This is a genomic window from Shewanella eurypsychrophilus (genome assembly GCF_007004545.3).
In the GTDB taxonomy this organism is placed as follows: Bacteria; Pseudomonadota; Gammaproteobacteria; order Enterobacterales; family Shewanellaceae; genus Shewanella; species Shewanella eurypsychrophilus.
Map to the genome: position 1 here is coordinate 2,409,378 of NZ_CP045503.2, position 18,807 is coordinate 2,428,184.

An 18,807-nucleotide genomic window follows, 5' to 3' on the forward strand; every position below is an offset into this window, starting at 1 on the left:
GGGATTATCCCCTCTAAATTTTAAGACCGATAAGCAGTTGATCTAGCTGTTCTGCTGTCGCATGGAGCTCGTCACAACCTGACACTGACTCATTGGCAGATTGCTCAACATTATGAGATTGATTACGGATCTCCATCAGGTTAGTCGCTATCTCATTAGCCACAGCAGATTGTTCATCTGCAGAGGTTGCAATCAGCACACTCATGTCATAAACACGTCCACTGTGTTCGGCGATGGCTTTAAGATCTTCACCCGTATCGAGTACATGTTTCTTACCTTCATCAGCCTTTGCTACGGTGCGCTTCATCACTTGAGTGAGATCTTGTGCACCGGTTTGCAGTGCTTCAATCATCGTCTTTATTTCTACCGTTGCTTCCTGAGTTCGACCCGCTAGCGTTCTTACTTCGTCAGCAACGACCGCAAAACCTCGACCTTGCTCACCAGCTCTTGCAGCTTCAATCGCAGCATTAAGTGCTAAAAGGTTTGTTTGCTGAGAAATCGCATTAATGGTGGTAACAACTTCGTCAATCTTTGCCGCATTTTCATTTAACGTATCGACAGCCGTTGACGCATTACCAATTTCATTAGATAGCATCTCGATAGCGTTTACTGTGGTGGCGATATCTTTAGAGCCTGCATCGACCTGTGTGTTGGCCTCTTGGGTTTCATTGGATGATTGTTCTGCATTGCGAGCCACTTCTTTTACTGCAGCCGTCATCTCTTCCATCGCAGTGGCCAATGAGTCTAAGTGCTGTCTTTGGTTTGAAGCCAAAGATTGGCCCTCTTGTGCATTTTGACGGAAAGATTGTACCACCTGCCTGATTTGATGGCTGGCGTGACTGAGTTGAGTCACTAAATTATGTTGACGTTCAACCAAAGTATCTATGCTAATGGCCAGAATACTAAACTCATCTTTCACTTCAAAAAAGTTAAGTCGTCCTGTGAGATCTCCATCAGCAGCTTGTTTCAGCGCCACGACATTTGTATATAGGGCACCACCAACAAAGGAAGAGATGTAATAGTTAAAGATAAGGATGATTAATATTAAAATAATTAAGCAAGTGATCACATACATCTGCGAACCCGCCATGACGCTGCTTAAATCATCCATCACAATCAAGGTAGCCAGACCGCTCGGGTTTAAGGCACTCACGGCTTGAGTCTGATACCTATCGTTAACAATGCCACCACCTTGGTTAGCTGCGTTCAATTGTTCTCGAGACATGTTCTGTTGGCTTTTTACACTGTCTAATTGAGTCAGCTGGCGTAAGTAGTTACTTTGTTGCTCTTGAGGAATAAACTTTTGGCTCAGTGTCACGATTTGGCTCATGGCCTTTGTTTGCTGTAAAGCCGCATCTTGATGGCTCTGTGTTAACTGCGAAGTAAATAGGCTGTATAGGATAAAAGTTAATCCCATTAAACTGAGGATTGGGATTATTGCGAGAATGGAAAATTTTGTTTTTAGTGTCATTTTTATAAGGAATTGGTCTACCCAACGAAATTTTACTTCTTTCATAGCACTTCTCTGTTGCTGAATGTCATCACAGGTTTATATCGGGTATTTCTCCAAATTCTTAACCTGTTTTTGCAATTCAGTGGCTTACTTGCTTAAGGATTACTCATATTGATGAATAAATGTTAAATGTTATGGTGTGTATTTTACAATCTTATGGCGTTAACTTCGAGCGATATTCGGTTATAGCAGATGAATGAGGGTGTTCACTTGGAATAAAAGATTAGATATTAGCAATATATCGCGATTTTCCGGGTGAAAAGTATAAATTAGCGCTAGTCAAAATCGATAGGCTCACGTAAAATTTGTCTCTTTTTCTATTTTCGTAAGATAAATAGACAGTAACACAAAGTCACGGCTTTAATTAGAAGGCCGAACGCACTGGAAGAGATGATGTCACAGTTAACAGAAATCGTAGAACAGGCCTTGCTGGCCGTCGACGGGGCTAGCGATCTTAAAGCCCTCGATGAGCTTCGTGTCGAATACCTGGGTAAAAAAGGTAAAATTACCGACATGATGAAGATGATGGGTAAACTTAGCCCAGCAGAGAAGCCCGCTTTCGGTCAAGCTGTGAACCAAGCCAAGCAGGCTGTTCAACAGAAACTGTCAGAGAGTATCGAAGCCTTAAAAGCTGCCGAACTGGCCACTCAGCTTGAAGCTGAAAGTATCGATGTTACCTTGCCTGGCCGTCGTATAGATAATGGTGGTCTTCACCCGGTTACTCGTACTATCGAACGTATCGAAACCTTCTTTGGTGAGCTTGGGTTTAGCGTTAAGCAAGGACCTGAGATTGAAGATGATTTCCATAATTTCGACGCACTGAATATCTCAGAACATCATCCTGCTCGTGCCGATCACGATACGTTTTACTTTAATCCTAAAGTGATGTTGCGTACGCAAACTTCAGGTGTGCAGATCCGCACAATGGAAGTTGAGAAGCCGCCTCTACGTATTATTTCTCCAGGTCGTGTTTATCGTAATGATTATGACCAAACCCATACGCCTATGTTCCATCAGGTTGAAGGTTTACTCGTTGCTGAAAATGTTAACTTTGCCGAGTTGAAGGGCATCTTGCATGATTTCCTACGCAACTTCTTTGAAGAAGACTTAGAAGTGCGTTTCCGTCCTTCATATTTCCCATTTACAGAGCCTTCAGCTGAAGTCGATGTGATGGGTAAAAACGGCAAGTGGCTAGAAGTACTAGGCTGTGGCATGGTTCACCCAAATGTACTTCGTAGTGTGGGAATCGATCCAGAGAAGTACTCTGGTTTTGCTTTTGGTATGGGGGTTGAACGTCTGTCTATGTTGCGTTACGGCGTTAACGATCTACGTTCATTTTTTGAAAATGACCTACGTTTCCTCAAGCAATTCAAATAACGGAGCAGTAAAACATGAAATTTAGTGAATCTTGGCTCCGTGAATGGGTTAATCCAAGCATAAGTCGTGACGAATTGTCACATCAAATTACCATGGCGGGTCTAGAAGTCGATGGTATCGAAGCTGTTGCCGGTGAGTTCTCTGGCGTTATCGTCGGTGAAGTTGTTGAGTGTGGCCAGCACCCAGATGCAGATAAACTGCGAGTCACCAAAATTAATGTCGGACAAGACGAGCTTATCGACATTGTTTGTGGTGCCCCAAATTGTCGTTTAGGCCTTAAAGTGGCTGTTGCTATGGTGGGTGCAGTACTGCCTGGTAACTTTAAAATTAAAAAAGCTAAGCTACGTGGCGAGCCATCATTTGGCATGCTTTGTTCATACGGTGAGCTAGGCATTGATATCGAAAGTGATGGTATCCTTGAGTTATCTGTTGATGCGCCTGTGGGAACCGATTTACGCGAGCTCTTACAGCTAGATGACGCCATCATCGATGTCGATTTAACGGCAAACCGTGCCGATTGCCTCGGTATGTCAGGTCTGGCGCGTGAAGTTGGTGTACTAAACCGTCAAGCGGTTATAGAGCCAACATGGGAAGCGGTTGTTCCTGCTATCGATGATCAAGTACAAGTCAATCTTCAGACGCCAGAGTCATGTGGACGTTACCTTAGCCGTGTAGTTAAAAATGTTGATATGCAGGCTCCATCCCCTTTATGGATGCAAGAGAAGCTACGTCGTAGCGGTATTCGCTCTATTGACCCTATCGTTGATATTACTAACTATGTATTAATCGAGTTTGGTCAGCCAATGCACGCGTTCGATCTTGCTAAACTTGATGGTGATATTCAAGTTCGCTTGGCAAGCGGTGAAGAGAAGTTAACCTTGCTTGATGGCAATGAAATCACCGTACCAAGTGACATGCTAGTGATTGCTGATCAACACAAGCCCCTAGCACTTGCTGGTGTTTTTGGTGGCGAACACTCAGGGGTTAGCAGTGACACTCAAGACATCATGCTTGAATGTGCCTTCTTTGCTCCACTTGCTATTTTAGGTAAGGCTCGTCGCCTTGGTTTACATACTGATTCTTCACATCGCTTTGAGCGTGGTGTCGACCCAGAGCTGCAACATAAGGCGATGGATCGTGCCACGCGTTTAGTACTCGATATCTGCGGTGGTGAAGCTGGACCAGTTGTCGAAGCTAAATCAGATGAGCACCTGCCAAAGCCTGTGTCGATCACTTTACGTCGTAGTAAATTAGATCGCATCTTAGGTCACCATATTTCTGATGCTGAAGTGACAGAAATTCTTGAGCGCCTCGGTTTTGCTGTTGAGTTTATTGCTGATCAATGGAATGTCGTCACGGCAACGTATCGCTTCGATATGGCTATCGAAGAAGATTTGATTGAAGAAGTCGCTCGTATTTACGGTTACAACAACATTCCTAATACCGCTCCTGTAGCCGCGTTAAGTATGCCTGACCATAATGAGTCAGATATCAGCTTAAAGCGCGTAAGAAGCATGCTGGTGGCTCGTGGATTCCAGGAAGCAGTGACTTATAGTTTTGTTGATCCTAAATTACAGGATAAGATCCATCCTGGCTGTGAAGCGATGGTTTTACCTAATCCTATCTCGGTTGAGATGTCTGCAATGCGTCTATCGCTATTTACAGGCTTACTTGGCGTTGTAGGTTATAACCAGAGTCGTCAGCAAAACCGTGTTCGTCTGTTCGAAACCGGCTTACGATTTGTGCCTGACAGCTCAGCGGATTCAAATGTTCGCCAACAACCTATGCTTGCTGCCGTCATTTCGGGTAACCAAAATGATGAACATTGGTCAATGGAATCTAAAACTGCTGACTTTTTTGACCTTAAAGGTGATTTAGAAGCCATTATCGGCTTGACAGTTTCTGATGAAGAATTTACTTTTAGATCAGCGACTCATCCAGCACTTCATCCAGGGCAATGTGCTGAAATCCTGAGAAATGATCAGGTGATCGGTATCATAGGAGCGGTGCATCCAAGCTTAGAGAAGCCATTTGGATTAAATGGTAAAACAATTGTTTTCGAGCTTGAATTGGATGCTTTACTGCATGCCAATTTGCCGCAAGCTCAGGCTGTATCTAAGTTCCCGGCAAACCGTCGTGACATAGCTATGGTGGTTGATGACAATGTTTCTGCTGGTGATGTTGTAAAAATGATAAGAAAAGTTGGCCAAAATCAGTTGGTTGGCATAAACTTATTCGATGTATACCAAGGTAAAGGCGTTGAGCCAGGCAAAAAAAGCCTAGCAATCGCACTTACATTACAAGATAACACTCGTACACTTGAAGAAAAAGAGATTGCTGAGATGGTTGATTCAGTTGTTTCTGCACTCAAGTCAGAGTTCAACGCATTGTTGAGGGATTAAAAGTATGGCACTTACCAAAGCCGAAATGGCAGAGCATCTTTTTGAAACGCTTGGAATTAATAAGCGGGTAGCTAAGGAGATGGTAGAGACATTTTTCGAAGAAATTCGTCTAGCTCTCGAAAGTGGTGAGCAGGTCAAGTTATCTGGCTTCGGCAACTTTGACCTTAGAGATAAGAATCAAAGACCGGGAAGAAACCCAAAGACAGGTGAAGATATCCCTATCTCAGCTCGTCGTGTCGTTACCTTCCGTCCAGGACAGAAGCTAAAGAGCCGAGTCGAAGAAGCTAACGCGAAGAAGTAATTCGTTTAAGCGTATGTTAAGGCCACTCAATGAGTGGCTTTTTCTGTTTCTTTTTTATAGTAAATATTTTCAAATGAGAGTGAATAACTTTGATACAGTAAACATTATCTTTGTTTATTCAATCTTTTACAGAGCATTTTACTGATATCACTTCGTAAGTTAATTTCAACTGAGGCCAGTTTTTTGTCGAGAAAGCCAAAGTATTTCGATCGCCGCTTTAAACTCGAATTATTGCATCCTAAATATTGGCTAACTTGGGTTGGCATTGCTGTTTTAGTTACTTTTGGCCTTATGCCTGCCTGGTTACGTGATCCTATAGCAAGGCAATTGGCGAAAGTTGTCACTAAGATAGCTAAGAAGCCGCTCAATGTTGCCAGAATCAATTTGAAGGCATGCTTTCCTGACAAGTCTCCAGCAGAGGTTGAGTGCCTGATTAATGAGAATATTGAAAATTTCGTGATGATCTTACTCGCGCAGTCTGAATTGATGGTGCGTTCAAAGGCTCATCTACGACGCAGAGTGAACCTCTCTGGTTTCGAGCATGTAGAGCAAGCAAGAGCAGCAGGTCAACCAGTCATCTTCATCATGCCTCATGTTTGGGGTATTGAGTATGCGGGCTTAAGACTAAATATCGATCTACCTATGGTCAGTATGGCTAAAGCCCATAGGAATGGTTTGTTTAACTGGTTTAGTAACCGCTTGCGTAGTTCAGCAGGTGGTAATATTTATATGCGTGAAGCAGGAATTAGAGCGCTACTGTCTGAGCTTAAAAATGATAAAAGCTTCTTCTATCTCCCCGATGAAGATCTAGGTCCAGAAAAAAGCGTATTCGCCCCTTTCTTAGGTACAGTAAAAGCCACGCTACCTGTCGTTGGACGTTTGGCTCAAGCGGGTAATGCGCAAGTTTTACCCGTTAAGATTGGTTATGATCAAAAAGCTAGGCGTTATGAATTAACTGTGATGCCCGCCATAGCACCTGAGGAGATGAAAGGCAAAGAAAACGAAGCTCTCGCGCTGAATAAAGCCGTTGAGCAGGTTATCTTGGCTTACCCTGAGCAGTATATGTGGTTCCTTAAGGTATTGAAGACACGGCCCGAGGGTGAAGCGCCATTCTATTGATTTAATCGCCGGTGCAGTCGATGTAGTGGCTGCTTTCATTGTATTAGTGAAAGCGAAAAGGTGAGGTTTAAGCATAGCTTAAACTCACCTTTTTTATTACTGGCCAAGGGCTGGTATTATTGTTTTTTCATCTGCATAAAGCTTAGCACCGACAACAGGGTAAAGAATGCCGGGTCGCTCCAGCCAAAACCAACGAAGATACCTGTCACTCCTGCATACACAGTAATAATCACCCCCAAGCCATTCGAGATGGTTAAGGCCAGAAACAGATTTTTAGCCAGCGAACCGACTTCAATCTCACGCAGTAATAGGCTTATAGCGGCTATCCCACCAAGAAATATAGATGTGTGCTGAGATAAAAAATATGCATAGCGATCGTTAATCTCTACGCCATACATAGGCCACATAAGCGTTGGCAGGAAAAATAGTGCCAAGGCGAATATCGTATATACACTGCCGTGGGCGGTTAAAAAAGTCTTGTTGTTCATCATGCGTTCCTTACTTCTGCGCAAGTGGCGCGTGGTTCAGCTTAGATAACGTCTGGTTTATATCGAGAATTAGCCCTCTGACATCCGTTATTCCCATCTCATTTAAGCGAGCCGTATGCATCTCCAGGTAAGCCTGTGCACTCGTCTCATCTTCAAACAGATATACACCGCCACCGAGTTGCTTCGACTCACTTTCGGTCCAGATTTTCCAAATCATGCCGGGTTCATTGTTGATTGACTTGGCTAAGTCGGTAAGCATGGTCGCCATCTCATCTCCAAACGGACCATTAAAACCAAAATCGACCTGTAGTAACTTTTGCATCTCTCTTCTCCAATATAAACTCAGCAAGATTGCTTAACGTAAGAGCGGGTATTCAGAAATATTGTTCTGCATCTCTCTGGCATAGGTGTAATAATACCTATATAAATTGAACATAAAAGTTCATAAAACTGCGGTTATGTGTGGAGAAATTAGACCGATGAGATTGAAAACCACCCTGGATCAGTGGCTAACCCTGTCTGAAATTGATCGCGCTGGCAGCATCCAAGCAGCGTCGGTCCGATTAAACAAGAGCCATACCACGCTCATCTATGCGGTTAAAAAGCTCGAAGAGCAGTTGGGAGTATCTTTGGTGCAGATTAAAGGCCGTAGAGCCGTGCTGAGTGATGACGGTAAAGTGTTGCTTCGTCGGGCAGACTCCATGTTGGAGCAGGCGAGGGAACTCGAAGAGATAAGTACGCAACTCGCCAGAGGAATAGAGTCTGAGATAACCATTGCCGTCGATCACCTTTGTGATCGCAGCTGGTTATATCAACCTATGGCGGACTTCTTGAGAGAAAATAGTTGCACCTCCATTCAAGTGATCGAAACCTCACTGTCTAAAACATCGCAGATGGTGACTGATGAACAAGCCGATATCTCTATCGTCACGCTTCCTGTGACTAACTACCCCAGTGAGGCCTTTGGAATTATAACTATGTTGCCCGTGGTTGCTAAAACTCATCCACTGGCCGGCAAGAATCCCCTCTGTTCGGCGGATTTTACTACCATAAGCCAGATTGTCATCAGAGACTTAGGCGGCAGTGGAAAACAGAATGCTAAGCAAGATGTCGGTTGGCTTAAGTCCCGTCAGCGTATTACAGTGGATAATTTCGATCATGCTTGGCAAGCCGTTGAGCTGGGCGTTGGCTTTTGTCGCCTGCCGGAGCATCTTTTAAACAGTCGAAGTATGGATAATATTGTCATTTTGAAAGTAGAGAATGCCGAATCTTATCAGGTGCCTCTGCACTTAACCCTACCGAAAGGGGCTAAAACCGGCCCCGCGGCAAAATGTTTGTATCAGCTATTGCTTGAGAGTAAAAAGTTCAGGTCGATTGATACCGATATTCAATGTAAACAATCGTGATAATTTGCTTATATAACAGCTAAAACCAATGAGATTTTTTCGCTTGAATATAGGGCCTGTGTACATTTTCATTAGCTGAGTTTACCCAGCTGTTGGCTGCTATGCTCCTGACATTTAAGCGGCTGCTTTGATGCGTGGGGCTCCAGTGCCCAAATACTGTTGCGTTCACCATAATAGGCGCGATGTTGAGCTTTTTTGGCTGCGAGATAAAACAGCAGGGAAAATAGCAGAGCCATTGACTCAATTAACCCAGCATTAAAGTCCGCAGGTGTCCATGGCATGAGCCCTGGCATTATCAGAGTCAGTAGTGAACTGACAGGGATCAGTAAGCAGCCAAGGGATAACAACTTCAGCAGGTGAATGGCAGCTAATGCGGCGCCGCGTGCAAAACTGTAAGCGATAGCGACAAAAAACAGCACGTAATAGCCGCTGAGATAATAGCTGTTGATTTGTTCGCTAATAAGGTACAGCCATTTAGTGGCTAACATGGCACCGACAACACCTAATATCGAGCCTAAACACACACCAATGGTGAGTGATGACATAACCCGGCTGGAGCGTGTCTGTAGGGCTTGCTTTTGACGGCGCTTCTCAAGCCATAACAGATTACCGCTGTAGAATAGGAAGGCGCCAAGCAGCCCAAGACTGAAATAGATCCAGCGACCCAAGCCTCCTGCATAATTACCAAAGTGCAGCGCGAATAAACTATTAACCACAGGTCCATAAATACCATCTTCAGGCTGGTTAATAGTGCTGTAGTTAACCTTAAGCGTGTAGGGCTGAAGGTAGATAAAATCACTGTATCCTCCGCGCATCATTTGTCCGACAGCGACTAACTCTACCGCCAATGATGGACTGGTAGAGCTGAGTTTTGAAAATTCCATATTGCGGATCTGATATCCATCGGCAAGCTTGCTGACCTGTTCAATATAAGTTTCGATTGATGGAAGTTCCTCAACTGAATACTCAATTAATCCTCTCTCTCTGGGCTCAAATAAGGGCTTGTCGCCGTACACCAAACTCAGTCCACCATAAAAGGGGTCATGAAAGGCAAAGACCATGGCTGTCCAGGCGATGATGAGGTGAAAGGGTAAGCTCAATACACCGACAAGATTGTGACTGTCGAGCCAAAAACGGCTCGCGCCTTTATGGGATCTTAATGCGAATAGATTTTTTACCAGAGTGGGTAAGAGCACGATGACACCTGAGATAAGCGCCAGAAAATACAGCCCAGCGGCAATACCTAAGACCAACACACCAATATCTTCATGGCCTAATTTGCCGATGATCCCAGCAGTGCGATGTAACTGATCGATGAGTTGACCCAGTTCATTGGTGCTACTGATGTGAGTGACTATTACTCCATTATCATCAAGAGTCGCATGCCTTAAGCTGTCGTCGAGGCGGAAACCTCGACCGCCGCCTTTTTCATACCAGGTTAACGGCGATGATTGCCCATCGAAGTTAACGATGAAGCCATCTGCCGCCTTGTCATATTGGCTGATGGCTTGATTGATTAAATTATCCCGTTGCGTACTGCTTATGGGGGCTAATTGTTGAGATGGCGGCGTCGCCCACTGTTCAATTTGTGGCTTAAACATGGTGAGTGAGCCGGCAAAAAAGGCAATAAATAATACTAAGCCTGTAGTGATCCCAGTCCAAGTGTGAATTGATTGGTAGGTTCGCAATATATCTGAGCGAATTTTCATTGTAGGCACCATAGACAGATAAATAACAGATAGATCACTGCGTTGGCACTGAGCATATACATGAGCGCCCTTGCTGCAGTTTTAAAGAGAAAGCTGAAGGCTAATATTGGTAGCCAGATAAGGCTTATCAGCCACATGTTGAACTGCACTTTCATGACAGCATCGATTCCACCGGGGCCAAACCAGGCAAATGTTGCCACAATCCCATAGGTCAGCGTAAGGCCAAATACGATGGCTATCAGGCTTTTTCGCCACCAGTGTGGCTGGATTTTTTGTGCGCGGGTCAGGGGATTCATTTGAGGGTTACTCTGTCAATGATGAGGGTGGATATGGGAATGCAGATAAGTAGCGTGATGCTGGTAAAAATCCAGATGAAAATGGCAGCAGTAACAGCAAAAACCTGTACCCAACTCAATAAGGCTAAAAGAAATAACCCCATACCCATCCATGCCAACGGTTTAGGCTGCGGCTTAGTGAAAAACCTTTGATGCTTGCTGGTGATATAGATAAGCATGACAGCAGTTAATGTCAAAAAAAGCGCGGTGAGTGTCAACATATCCAACTGGATTTCCCTGTTATTAAGGTGATACAAATTACAGCTATTTTAATGTAAATGTTAACCATTCGCAATTGCGACTCGTTATCATTTACTGTAAATTATCGCTGTTTTCAATGTAGTAACAAATTTTAATGACTTGTAAATAGAGGTAGTCCATGGAGTCCAGGGTATTTAATAAAAATCTACTTGTTACCGCAATCTTGTGTAGTCCGTTATTTTCGGTCGCACAGGCTGCTGTAGATATAGAGCCAAGAGAATCGATTGAGGTGATCACTGTCTATGGTGAAAAGGTTGAGCGCAGTCTCAAAGATACCACCTCATCTGTGTCTGTTATTGATAAAGAAACACTCGATAGTGGCCAATATCAATCGATATCCAGTGCACTTGCCGAAGTACCGAACGTCGTTGTTGTGACGGGATCGGTTCCAGATATTCGGGGGGTAACCGGTAATGGTTCAGCCAGCGGTTTTAACTCTTTTTCTGGCGGTGCTAAAGCGCGAGTATCAACATTAGTCGACGGTGTAGCCGAACCTTTTGTCGCCGATCTGACCGGTGATACTGGTCTATGGGATATTGAACAAATCGAGGTTTTTCGTGGGCCGCAATCAACCATCAATGGCCGAAACAGCATAGGGGGAACTGTGTTCATCAAGACCGCTGATCCAACTTTTGATTGGCAGGGGGCTGCACGTTTAGGCTATCGGGATCAAGATCAGTTCATCGACAGTGCCGTGATGTTATCCGGGCCGATTTTAGAGGACCAATTGGCGTTTAGAATCACCGGCCAAAATGTGAATGGTAATACCTATAACAAGGGAGAGGTGTTCGATACCAACCCTAAGACGTTCGATCAAAATGAGTTAGTCACAAACCGCTGGCGCGGCAAGTTATTATGGCAACCGACAGGACTTGAAGATTTAAGTGTGGGCTATAGCTTCGCATATAATAACGAGAAGGGGGATGCTGGACGTAACTACTTCACAGGGGACGACCCTTGGGCATATAAGCCAATGTTCCAACGTTACATTCAGACCAAATCCAATAGCCACTCACTGCGATTCGATTACAGCCTAAGTGACAGTCAATCTCTGGATCTACTGGTGGCTTATATGGATTATGAGTGGGGATTTGAGTCGTACGAAGCACAGGCATCAGCTAAACAGGATGTCGATATGCTGGATAAAAGCTATACCGTCGACGGAAAATATAGCTTTGGCTTAAATAACAAAGATTTTAATGGTTTTATTGGCCTTGCCTATTACAAGCGTAAACAAGATTTTGGCAGCATAGGTGGCTTTACCTATGGTGGCGATGATAGCAGCACTTCTTCATCTGTGTATGGCGAAATGACATATGCCATAGCCGAGAAGTGGTGGCTAACGTTTGGTGGGCGTGTGATGCGCGATGAGCAGACACGAGATTTCGCCATGCAGTTTCGTGGCAGTGCCGTCGATGAAACCTTGGATCATAGCAAAACCCTGGCCTTACCTAAGTTAGTGTTGCAATATGCCGTCAGCGATAACACCACTTTAGCCGTGAGTGGTCGCCGTGGCTACAATGCCGGAGGTGGCGCCTTGGCATTAACACCTGATGGTGGCGAGTATTACTATTATGATCAAGAGTCTGTGGATACCTATGAGTTTAGTTCTCGTAGCCAATTCGATGGCGGAAATATTAACCTCAATACTAATCTGTTCTATAACGATTATGATGGTTATCAGGCCTCAAATAGCCTGCGTCGTATCACCAATATCGACACCGCTGTGACCTATGGTGTTGAAATAGAGTTTAATGCCATGCTTGGCGACAGCTGGCAATTACTCTCTGGTTTGGGCTTACTGAGAACCGAGATCAAAAAAGCCGATGTAGCTTACGGCGACATCATAGGTAACGAACTCAACTCTGCACCTAATCTAACCGCAAACTTAGGCCTTAAATATTGGTTTAGCGATGAGCTAACGTTCGGTTTATCGGGTAATTACGTCGCTGAATATTTTGCTGATATTGCCAATAGCGAGGAGCGGATTGCCGGTGACTATGTGGTTAGTCGCATGAATGTCGATTATCAAACAGATCAATGGCGTGTAAGTGCTTATGTGAACAACTTATTTGATGAACAAGCACTCACAGTTAACGAACCTGCGAGTGGACGCTACCCCGATGGCTACGCGGCGGTGATCGACCCCAGAAATATTGGTATCTCTGTGATGTATAGCTTTTAATAGCATATTCAAACGGTGTTAGGCTAAAAGTCGCAATGCCCTAATGGCAATGCGACTTTTTTACTTGTCGGATAACAAGTTGTTGAAATATCTATTGTGGGTTCATTTGGCTTGTTTTGTTACTTGGTTAGTTTATTGAGAACCATAGCTTCAGTTTATCTATAGCCTGCGGCTCGCTTAAGTGCAAACACTTCTACGAGGCGCCGGCTCTTGATTTCATAAGAGTCTTCCCTGTGGGCTCTGCCAAAACATCCTTGTTTCGGAAGCTCGCAGCCGCGTTCACACCTGAGTGTTTACTTCTTCGGTTTGAGTTTATTTTTCTAGGAGAAGCCTGTGGGAATCTAGCTTGTTTCTGGGCATTAGTGAGCTAGAGCACTCGCCCTAATTCAGAATATATTTTACAAACTAAGCAAGCTCTATTCACCACGGAGAACACAGAGGACACGGAGAAAGGCAACAGCTAAAGTCTTTGCAACTCTCAACTTTTAGCTCAATCTTTACCTCCGTGTTCTTCGTGGAAGCGAAGATCTCCGTAGTGATACTTCGCTCGAGTTGAAGATGCCCCTTTTTGTAAAACACCCAGTGTGGATGCGGCTGCGAGCTTCGATTTCAAGGATGAAATCGCAGAGCCCACACGGATGTGCTTGCGGCGTTTCGCAGAAGCATCTGCATAGCCCCCGCTGGGAAGCGTTAGGTTGCCATGAAAGTACGACTTTCAAACCCACTTCCAAGTATCAACGATGCCACAACCTCAATTAGAAAATGTAATCAACCTTCATTCGAAGGCTAGCAAACTTTGGAGCAGAAACGTGTCACGAAGCCTAGCCATAAACCTAAACTAAATAGATGGACTGCTTGTGAAAACCTAAGTGTAGGTAATGGAATGGACCCATCCCCTTTTAATCGGCCTCACAATGGGCCACGATGAAGTTGCTACAACTCATCAGAAAGAGGACGGGTCCACCATGAAGATTACTACAATTGGTTTAGATATCGCAAAGTCTGTTTTCCATTTTGTTGGCGTGAATAAAGCAGGAAAGCTTGTCAAAAAGAAGATGATTAAGCGTAAAGACTTAATTCATTTTTTTGCACAAGTAGAGCCAAGCCTTGTTGTCATGGAGGCTTGTGGTGGAGCAAATTACTGGGCTAGAGAGTTTCAAAAGGTAGGCCATGAAGTCAAATTGATAGCTCCTCAATACGTCATTCCATACAGGCCTGGTAATAAAAATGATTATAACGATGCGCTTGCAATAGCTGAGGCAGCCCAAAGAGCAAATATGCGCTTCGTACAGCCAAAGCCTGTCGAGCAGCAGGATGTACAGATGCTTCACCGAATGAGGGAACGTCTAAACAAACAGTCTACCGCCTTAGTCAACCAGGTTAGAGGCATGCTGGCAGAATACGGCATCGTAATAGCAAAAAGCAAAGCGGCCTTTAGGAAAGCTTTTCCTGACATTTTATCTGATGAGAACAATGAACTGACAGTGAAAGGACGCTACATATTCAATCAGTTGCATGAAGAATTTACCGATATAGAGAAACGCCTAAAAAGCTGTGATACGCAGATAGTAGAAGAGAGAAATACAAACCCTGTTTGCCTGCGTATAGAGACATCTCCAGGTATTGGTCCTGTCACTTCGACAGCTTTTTATGCGGCAGTGGGTGAAGGAAAAGACTTCTCCAATGGTAGGCACTTCTCAGCTTGGTGTGGCTTAGTGCCAAGACAACATAGCAGTGGCGGCAAAGATAACCTGCTAGGGATAAGCAAAAGAGGCAATGCCTATTTACGAACTTTGTTTATACATGGAGCAAGAGCGGTCTTGCAGCACTGCGGAGGAAAACAAGATAGGTTGAGCCGCTGGGCATACGCTTTGGCAGAAAGAAAGGGGTTTAATAAGGCCTGTGTTGCAGTGGCTAACAAGCTTGCAAGAATAACCTGGGCTATCGCCGCTAGGGAAGATGAATATAGGACATTTGCGTAGCAGTGGTCCTAAAGTAAGACGAACCGAGTTAGCGTAAAACATACCAGCAAGTTGCTATGACACTTGATTTGATGATGAGACAGTCAGACTGCTCTACTTAAAACCTAACAGCCGCAAGGGCTCTAAAGAAGCCGTGTAGGTGATCAGGAAAGTAGAGGCAAATATCCATCAGGGCCAGAGGTTAACCTCATAAACAGGCCGTATATATGGGTGCAATGAACTCTTCTCAAAATTGATATCAAATGTCTTGCAAACGGGATGGGTCCATATATGCGGCTGCGAGCTTCGATTTCAGGGATGAAATCGCAGAGCCCACATGGAAGTGTTCACGGCGTTTCGCGGCAGCATCTGCATAAAAGCCCGCTGCAAGCGATAGGTAACCATGGAGGTAAAAGTTAAAACTCACTACCCAATACTAACTCAGCTAGAAGCTAAATCAGAAAATGTAACCAGTTTTCATTCGAAGGCTAGCTAACTTTGGGGCAATAACGGCTTAGAGCGATCACTCTAAGACGTACCGGGACAATACTTTCAGTTGTGTTGAGAGATTCTGCGTCAAGCGTTCTCGGGTGCTTCACACCTAAGTGACAAGAAGTGTGCACCAGCGCCAAGTTAATTGTCCTTTCTATAAATGGGCTGGTGAATAGGTGACACCGCAAGTGATACAATGTTGTTTCAACAAATCTATACAATAAAACAATACAGTTTAGAGGCAACATGAGTGAATTCGAAAAGATGCTTGCAGGCAAAGACTTTGACGGCGGTGCAGACAGTATTAATCATATCCGTCAAAATGCTTCGAACTTATTGCAGGCCATTAACCAAAATACAGATAGCTCTCAACGTAGTGAACTGTTTCAACAGCTAATGGGCAATATTTCAGCTTCTAGTATAGTCCGCTCTCCATTTTATTGTGAGTTCGGCAAGACGATTTCGATAGGAGAAAAAACCTTCATCAACATGAATGTAACTATGCTGGATGGCGCTAAAATTACTATTGGCAATAACGTATTGATTGGCCCGAACACGCAGATTTACTGTGCTAGCCACGACTTGAACTATCTCAAACGTCGTAATTGGGAAACCATCTGCGATCCTATTACCATTGAGGATGATGTGTGGATTGGTGGCAATGTTGTGATCAACAAAGGTGTGACCATTGGTGCGCGATCTGTGATTGCGGCTAACTCAGTTATTAATACAGATGTGCCGCCTGATTCATTGTATGGTGGGACGCCTGCTAAGTTAATCAGGATGATTGATGAGAATGAGCAGGGTCATGAGAACGAATAGGCTATAAGGGGACGGAGTTTTCCAAAAATATTATGCACAGATAAACATAGCCACCCATTTCTTTATCCATTGTTTGTCGCTTCATCTAACTTTCCACAGATAAACATAGCCACCCATTTCTTTATCCATTGTTTGTCGCTTCATCTAACTTTCCAGGAAGAGTGTTAACATTGAGGTGTTTGTAGGGCAAATTTGCCTAGATAAAAGAAAAATGGCTGTAAATCGATAAATGACAAGGTGACTCACTTAGATTAAGGCAGCCAAAAGACCGAATTTCGATTCGGTCTGCTATTTATCTTAAGTTGTACCGTTTATTAAGTCATTAACGGTTTGTTAACTGCTGCAGAGCCACCTCTGGCAATTAGCTGCCCCTTGTCTGCGTTTTCGCTCTAAGTGCTCGCAATAGACACCTAACTCTTGAACGGTACCGACTGGCCCTTTAAACAAGCGACTAAATTCGGTGGTGAGTTTCAGCCAGTTTTCTTGAGGGATATTGAGTCTATTAAGTATTTTCTGTGATTCAGGGCTAATAGCTCCTCGTTTATCTACTCTGATTATTCGTCCTGTTTCATCAACCAGTTGTAGGTAATCTTTAGCGCTGAACATGAGTCCTTTAACCATCTCTTTTCGCTCATTGCCAATAAAGGGTAAAAGTGCTTCGGGTTGTTCTCCCTTTATTGCTGCTTTGATGCGTTTTTTAATACTGGTGAAATCTGAGGTTTCAGGGGTGTCAGCGACCTTAGCTCGAATTGGGTTGAGGTCAACATAGGCCATACAAGCCAGAACCGCAGTTTCATCCAGCAAGGCCTGGGACTTGAAACGCCCCTCCCAAAACCGTCCAGTACAGCCATCCTCTTTATTCGCTTTTCTGGCAATTGGTTCATTTAATGCGCGCATAAACCAACTAATGTCGCTAAGTCGACTTCGATACTGAGCAATCGAATGTTTTAGGTCAGTAACCTCAAAGCTTTCAATCACCTCTCCTTGAGCAAACTTCTGTGTAATATCAGACCCTTTGAACAGTTGATGCCAGTGCTCTACCACCTCTCTATCTGTCCATGAATTAGCTTCAAAGATATCGACTCTCAATACCAAGTGAAGATGGTTAGACATTACAGCATAAGCTGCTACATCTATCGCAAACACTTCGGCTAACTCAAGAATTCTTGACTCAACCCAGTCTCGACGATGTTCATATGATTTACCCGTGTATTTATCTACTCCCGTAAGCCATGCGAAGCGAATACATTTCGACATGCAGTGGTAAAACGGGGTGTCTTCGATACTGACTAATGTGCTTCTGGGTCTAGCCATAACAACCTCAATGCAAGAGAGACTATTTAATCTTAGCTGCTGCTTGATAAATCATCAGAAATTATGGGTGGCTATGTTAAAGCTTTAGCTGCTATGAAACCGTTCAGGTGCAGTTTAAAAAGAAAAGACAATAACCAGTAATAGGGAATTACCGCTCAACCCTGTATTATCAAATCTTTAGCTGATGATCTAAAGATACAAATAGGTAGTTTCAATGTGGTTAAATGATAAACAGCTAATCGATTCTAAGATATGTGCATACCGAGAGTCTTTATTAAACTCTTGTCCCAATCATATCGTTATTGATAATTTATTTGATGAAGACAGACTCGATGAAGTGATGAAGATTTTGCAGCAACCGCATGACTGGCAAACTCAAAAACATACCTATTCAGCTTTATATGTCGATAACACCCAATGGGAAAAAACCAGCACCGACCAACGTTTTGTACAGCGAGATGTTTGGCTGCGTGAAACCGCTGGTTCCAACGACCTCTCTACCAATATCGCTCTGGCTTTTTTGTTATTTTTGCGAGGGGATGAGTTTATGTCCCTATTATCACGTATTTTTAATGTGCAAATAACTGATATGAATGTAGCTAACCCTCTAATCAATACCAATTATTTTCGCTTAGGCGCTGCTGACTTTGTTGAACTACACGCTGATGACTCTCCCGGAAGAGAGGTCTGTATGCTGGTGTATTTAAATAAAGAGTGGCACAACAACGCAGGAGGTGAACTTACTTTTATAGGTAAGGACAGTGAACCTATTAGTATTGCGCCTTTATATAACCGCTGTATTTTGTTTGACCCTTCCTCAAAGGGCTCCGAACACTGGGTGGAAAAGTTGAAAACTGAATATACCGATGAATATCGCTATAACGTGACCAGCTGGTATTGGTCTGAATAATGTATTTTTCTAAAATAGCTCCTTCCCTAAATATTTTTATGACATTTATCCTAGGATAGAAGGAATGCTAAACCCTTTCTGGACATTGCACTTCTCAACAATTTCGCGGAAGTTATAAGTATTAGATACTTCAACTTTAGATAAAAGCAATGCACCTAATTAGGTCGTTCTCAAAACAGAACGATTTGCCTAAAAGGTTTAGTCGAAGAAAG

The 18,807-nt window shown here is 43.8% G+C and carries 16 protein-coding genes; 10 read left to right on the forward strand and 6 right to left on the reverse strand.

What is annotated here, in order from left to right; genetic code table 11:
• Positions 1-13: 13 nt before the first annotated feature.
• Complete coding sequence (locus FM038_RS10215; RefSeq protein ID WP_142870775.1) at positions 14-1,516, reverse strand: methyl-accepting chemotaxis protein; 1,503 nt, start codon at positions 1,514-1,516, stop codon at positions 14-16.
• Positions 1,517-1,906: 390 nt separating this feature from the next.
• Here FM038_RS10215 and pheS point away from each other — a divergent pair, with 390 nt between their 5' ends.
• From pheS to lpxM, 4 genes are all read left to right on the forward strand, one after another.
• Positions 1,907-2,890 carry a phenylalanine--tRNA ligase subunit alpha gene (gene pheS, locus FM038_RS10220; protein ID WP_142870774.1) on the forward strand — a complete coding sequence of 328 codons (984 nt, stop codon included), beginning with the start codon at positions 1,907-1,909 and terminating at the stop codon, positions 2,888-2,890.
• Positions 2,891-2,904: 14 nt separating this feature from the next.
• Positions 2,905-5,292: a phenylalanine--tRNA ligase subunit beta gene (gene pheT / locus FM038_RS10225; RefSeq protein WP_142870773.1), complete on the forward strand. Its 2,388-nt coding sequence runs from the start codon at positions 2,905-2,907 to the stop codon at positions 5,290-5,292.
• Between the two features lie 4 nt (positions 5,293-5,296).
• Positions 5,297-5,593, forward strand: a complete 297-nt coding sequence (gene ihfA / locus FM038_RS10230; protein ID WP_142870772.1) for an integration host factor subunit alpha — start codon at positions 5,297-5,299, stop codon at positions 5,591-5,593.
• A gap of 183 nt (positions 5,594-5,776) precedes the next feature.
• Entirely contained in the window at positions 5,777-6,712 is a 936-nt protein-coding gene (gene lpxM, locus FM038_RS10235; protein WP_142870771.1) for a lauroyl-Kdo(2)-lipid IV(A) myristoyltransferase, read from the forward strand.
• Positions 6,713-6,828: 116 nt separating this feature from the next.
• Here lpxM and FM038_RS10240 read toward each other — a convergent pair whose 3' ends face one another.
• Entirely contained in the window at positions 6,829-7,200 is a 372-nt protein-coding gene (locus tag FM038_RS10240) for a hypothetical protein (RefSeq protein WP_142870770.1), read from the reverse strand.
• Positions 7,201-7,210: 10 nt separating this feature from the next.
• Positions 7,211-7,522: a monooxygenase gene (locus FM038_RS10245; RefSeq protein WP_142870769.1), complete on the reverse strand. Its 312-nt coding sequence runs from the start codon at positions 7,520-7,522 to the stop codon at positions 7,211-7,213.
• 157 nt (positions 7,523-7,679) lie between these two features.
• Here FM038_RS10245 and FM038_RS10250 point away from each other — a divergent pair, with 157 nt between their 5' ends.
• On the forward strand, positions 7,680-8,606 hold the full coding sequence (locus FM038_RS10250) for a LysR family transcriptional regulator (protein ID WP_142870768.1): 927 nt from the start codon (positions 7,680-7,682) through the stop codon (positions 8,604-8,606).
• A gap of 71 nt (positions 8,607-8,677) precedes the next feature.
• Here FM038_RS10250 and FM038_RS10255 read toward each other — a convergent pair whose 3' ends face one another.
• The gene (locus FM038_RS10255; RefSeq protein ID WP_142870767.1) at positions 8,678-10,315 is read right to left on the reverse strand and encodes a PepSY-associated TM helix domain-containing protein; all 1,638 of its coding nucleotides are present in this window, start codon (positions 10,313-10,315) and stop codon (positions 8,678-8,680) included.
• A complete protein-coding gene (locus tag FM038_RS10260; protein WP_142870766.1) occupies positions 10,312-10,611 on the reverse strand; it encodes a hypothetical protein in 300 nt (99 codons plus the stop codon). Before FM038_RS10260 ends, FM038_RS10255 begins: the two co-directional genes overlap by 4 nt.
• Positions 10,612-10,650: 39 nt before the next feature.
• Between FM038_RS10260 and FM038_RS10265 the strand changes: the two genes are divergently transcribed.
• From FM038_RS10265 to FM038_RS10280, 4 genes are all read left to right on the forward strand, one after another.
• On the forward strand, positions 10,651-10,803 hold the full coding sequence (locus FM038_RS10265) for a hypothetical protein (protein WP_185965677.1): 153 nt from the start codon (positions 10,651-10,653) through the stop codon (positions 10,801-10,803).
• 226 nt (positions 10,804-11,029) lie between these two features.
• The gene (locus FM038_RS10270; protein WP_142870765.1) at positions 11,030-13,096 is read left to right on the forward strand and encodes a TonB-dependent receptor; all 2,067 of its coding nucleotides are present in this window, start codon (positions 11,030-11,032) and stop codon (positions 13,094-13,096) included.
• A gap of 965 nt (positions 13,097-14,061) precedes the next feature.
• Positions 14,062-15,078 (forward strand): IS110 family RNA-guided transposase, encoded by a 1,017-nt coding sequence (locus FM038_RS10275; RefSeq protein WP_142870764.1) that lies wholly within the window; start codon positions 14,062-14,064, stop codon positions 15,076-15,078.
• Between the two features lie 717 nt (positions 15,079-15,795).
• Positions 15,796-16,371 (forward strand): sugar O-acetyltransferase, encoded by a 576-nt coding sequence (locus FM038_RS10280; RefSeq protein WP_142870763.1) that lies wholly within the window; start codon positions 15,796-15,798, stop codon positions 16,369-16,371.
• 333 nt (positions 16,372-16,704) lie between these two features.
• On the opposite strand, the gene FM038_RS10285 is transcribed toward FM038_RS10280, so the two are convergent.
• Positions 16,705-17,685: a transposase gene (locus tag FM038_RS10285; RefSeq protein WP_142870762.1), complete on the reverse strand. Its 981-nt coding sequence runs from the start codon at positions 17,683-17,685 to the stop codon at positions 16,705-16,707.
• A 214-nt stretch (positions 17,686-17,899) separates the two neighbouring features.
• On the opposite strand from FM038_RS10285, the gene FM038_RS10290 reads away from it, so the two are divergent.
• On the forward strand, positions 17,900-18,595 hold the full coding sequence (locus FM038_RS10290; protein WP_142870761.1) for a 2OG-Fe(II) oxygenase: 696 nt from the start codon (positions 17,900-17,902) through the stop codon (positions 18,593-18,595).
• The last annotated feature ends 212 nt before the right edge of the window (positions 18,596-18,807 follow it).

Bases quoted from the DNA above. Each gene is read 5' to 3' on its own strand.
- FM038_RS10215 (WP_142870775.1), bottom strand. From the start codon at position 1,516: ATGAAAGAAGTAAAATTTCGTTGGGTAGACCAATTCCTTATAAAAATG.
- pheS (WP_142870774.1), top strand. From the start codon at position 1,907: ATGTCACAGTTAACAGAAATCGTAGAACAGGCCTTGCTGGCCGTCGAC.
- pheT (WP_142870773.1), top strand. From the start codon at position 2,905: ATGAAATTTAGTGAATCTTGGCTCCGTGAATGGGTTAATCCAAGCATA.
- ihfA (WP_142870772.1), top strand. From the start codon at position 5,297: ATGGCACTTACCAAAGCCGAAATGGCAGAGCATCTTTTTGAAACGCTT.
- FM038_RS10240 (WP_142870770.1), bottom strand. From the start codon at position 7,200: ATGAACAACAAGACTTTTTTAACCGCCCACGGCAGTGTATATACGATA.
- FM038_RS10245 (WP_142870769.1), bottom strand. From the start codon at position 7,522: ATGCAAAAGTTACTACAGGTCGATTTTGGTTTTAATGGTCCGTTTGGA.
- FM038_RS10250 (WP_142870768.1), top strand. From the start codon at position 7,680: ATGAGATTGAAAACCACCCTGGATCAGTGGCTAACCCTGTCTGAAATT.
- FM038_RS10255 (WP_142870767.1), bottom strand. From the start codon at position 10,315: ATGAAAATTCGCTCAGATATATTGCGAACCTACCAATCAATTCACACT.
- FM038_RS10260 (WP_142870766.1), bottom strand. From the start codon at position 10,611: ATGAATCCCCTGACCCGCGCACAAAAAATCCAGCCACACTGGTGGCGA.
- FM038_RS10265 (WP_185965677.1), top strand. From the start codon at position 10,651: ATGCAGATAAGTAGCGTGATGCTGGTAAAAATCCAGATGAAAATGGCA.
- FM038_RS10270 (WP_142870765.1), top strand. From the start codon at position 11,030: ATGGAGTCCAGGGTATTTAATAAAAATCTACTTGTTACCGCAATCTTG.
- FM038_RS10275 (WP_142870764.1), top strand. From the start codon at position 14,062: ATGAAGATTACTACAATTGGTTTAGATATCGCAAAGTCTGTTTTCCAT.
- FM038_RS10280 (WP_142870763.1), top strand. From the start codon at position 15,796: ATGAGTGAATTCGAAAAGATGCTTGCAGGCAAAGACTTTGACGGCGGT.
- FM038_RS10285 (WP_142870762.1), bottom strand. From the start codon at position 17,685: ATGGCTAGACCCAGAAGCACATTAGTCAGTATCGAAGACACCCCGTTT.
- FM038_RS10290 (WP_142870761.1), top strand. From the start codon at position 17,900: ATGTGGTTAAATGATAAACAGCTAATCGATTCTAAGATATGTGCATAC.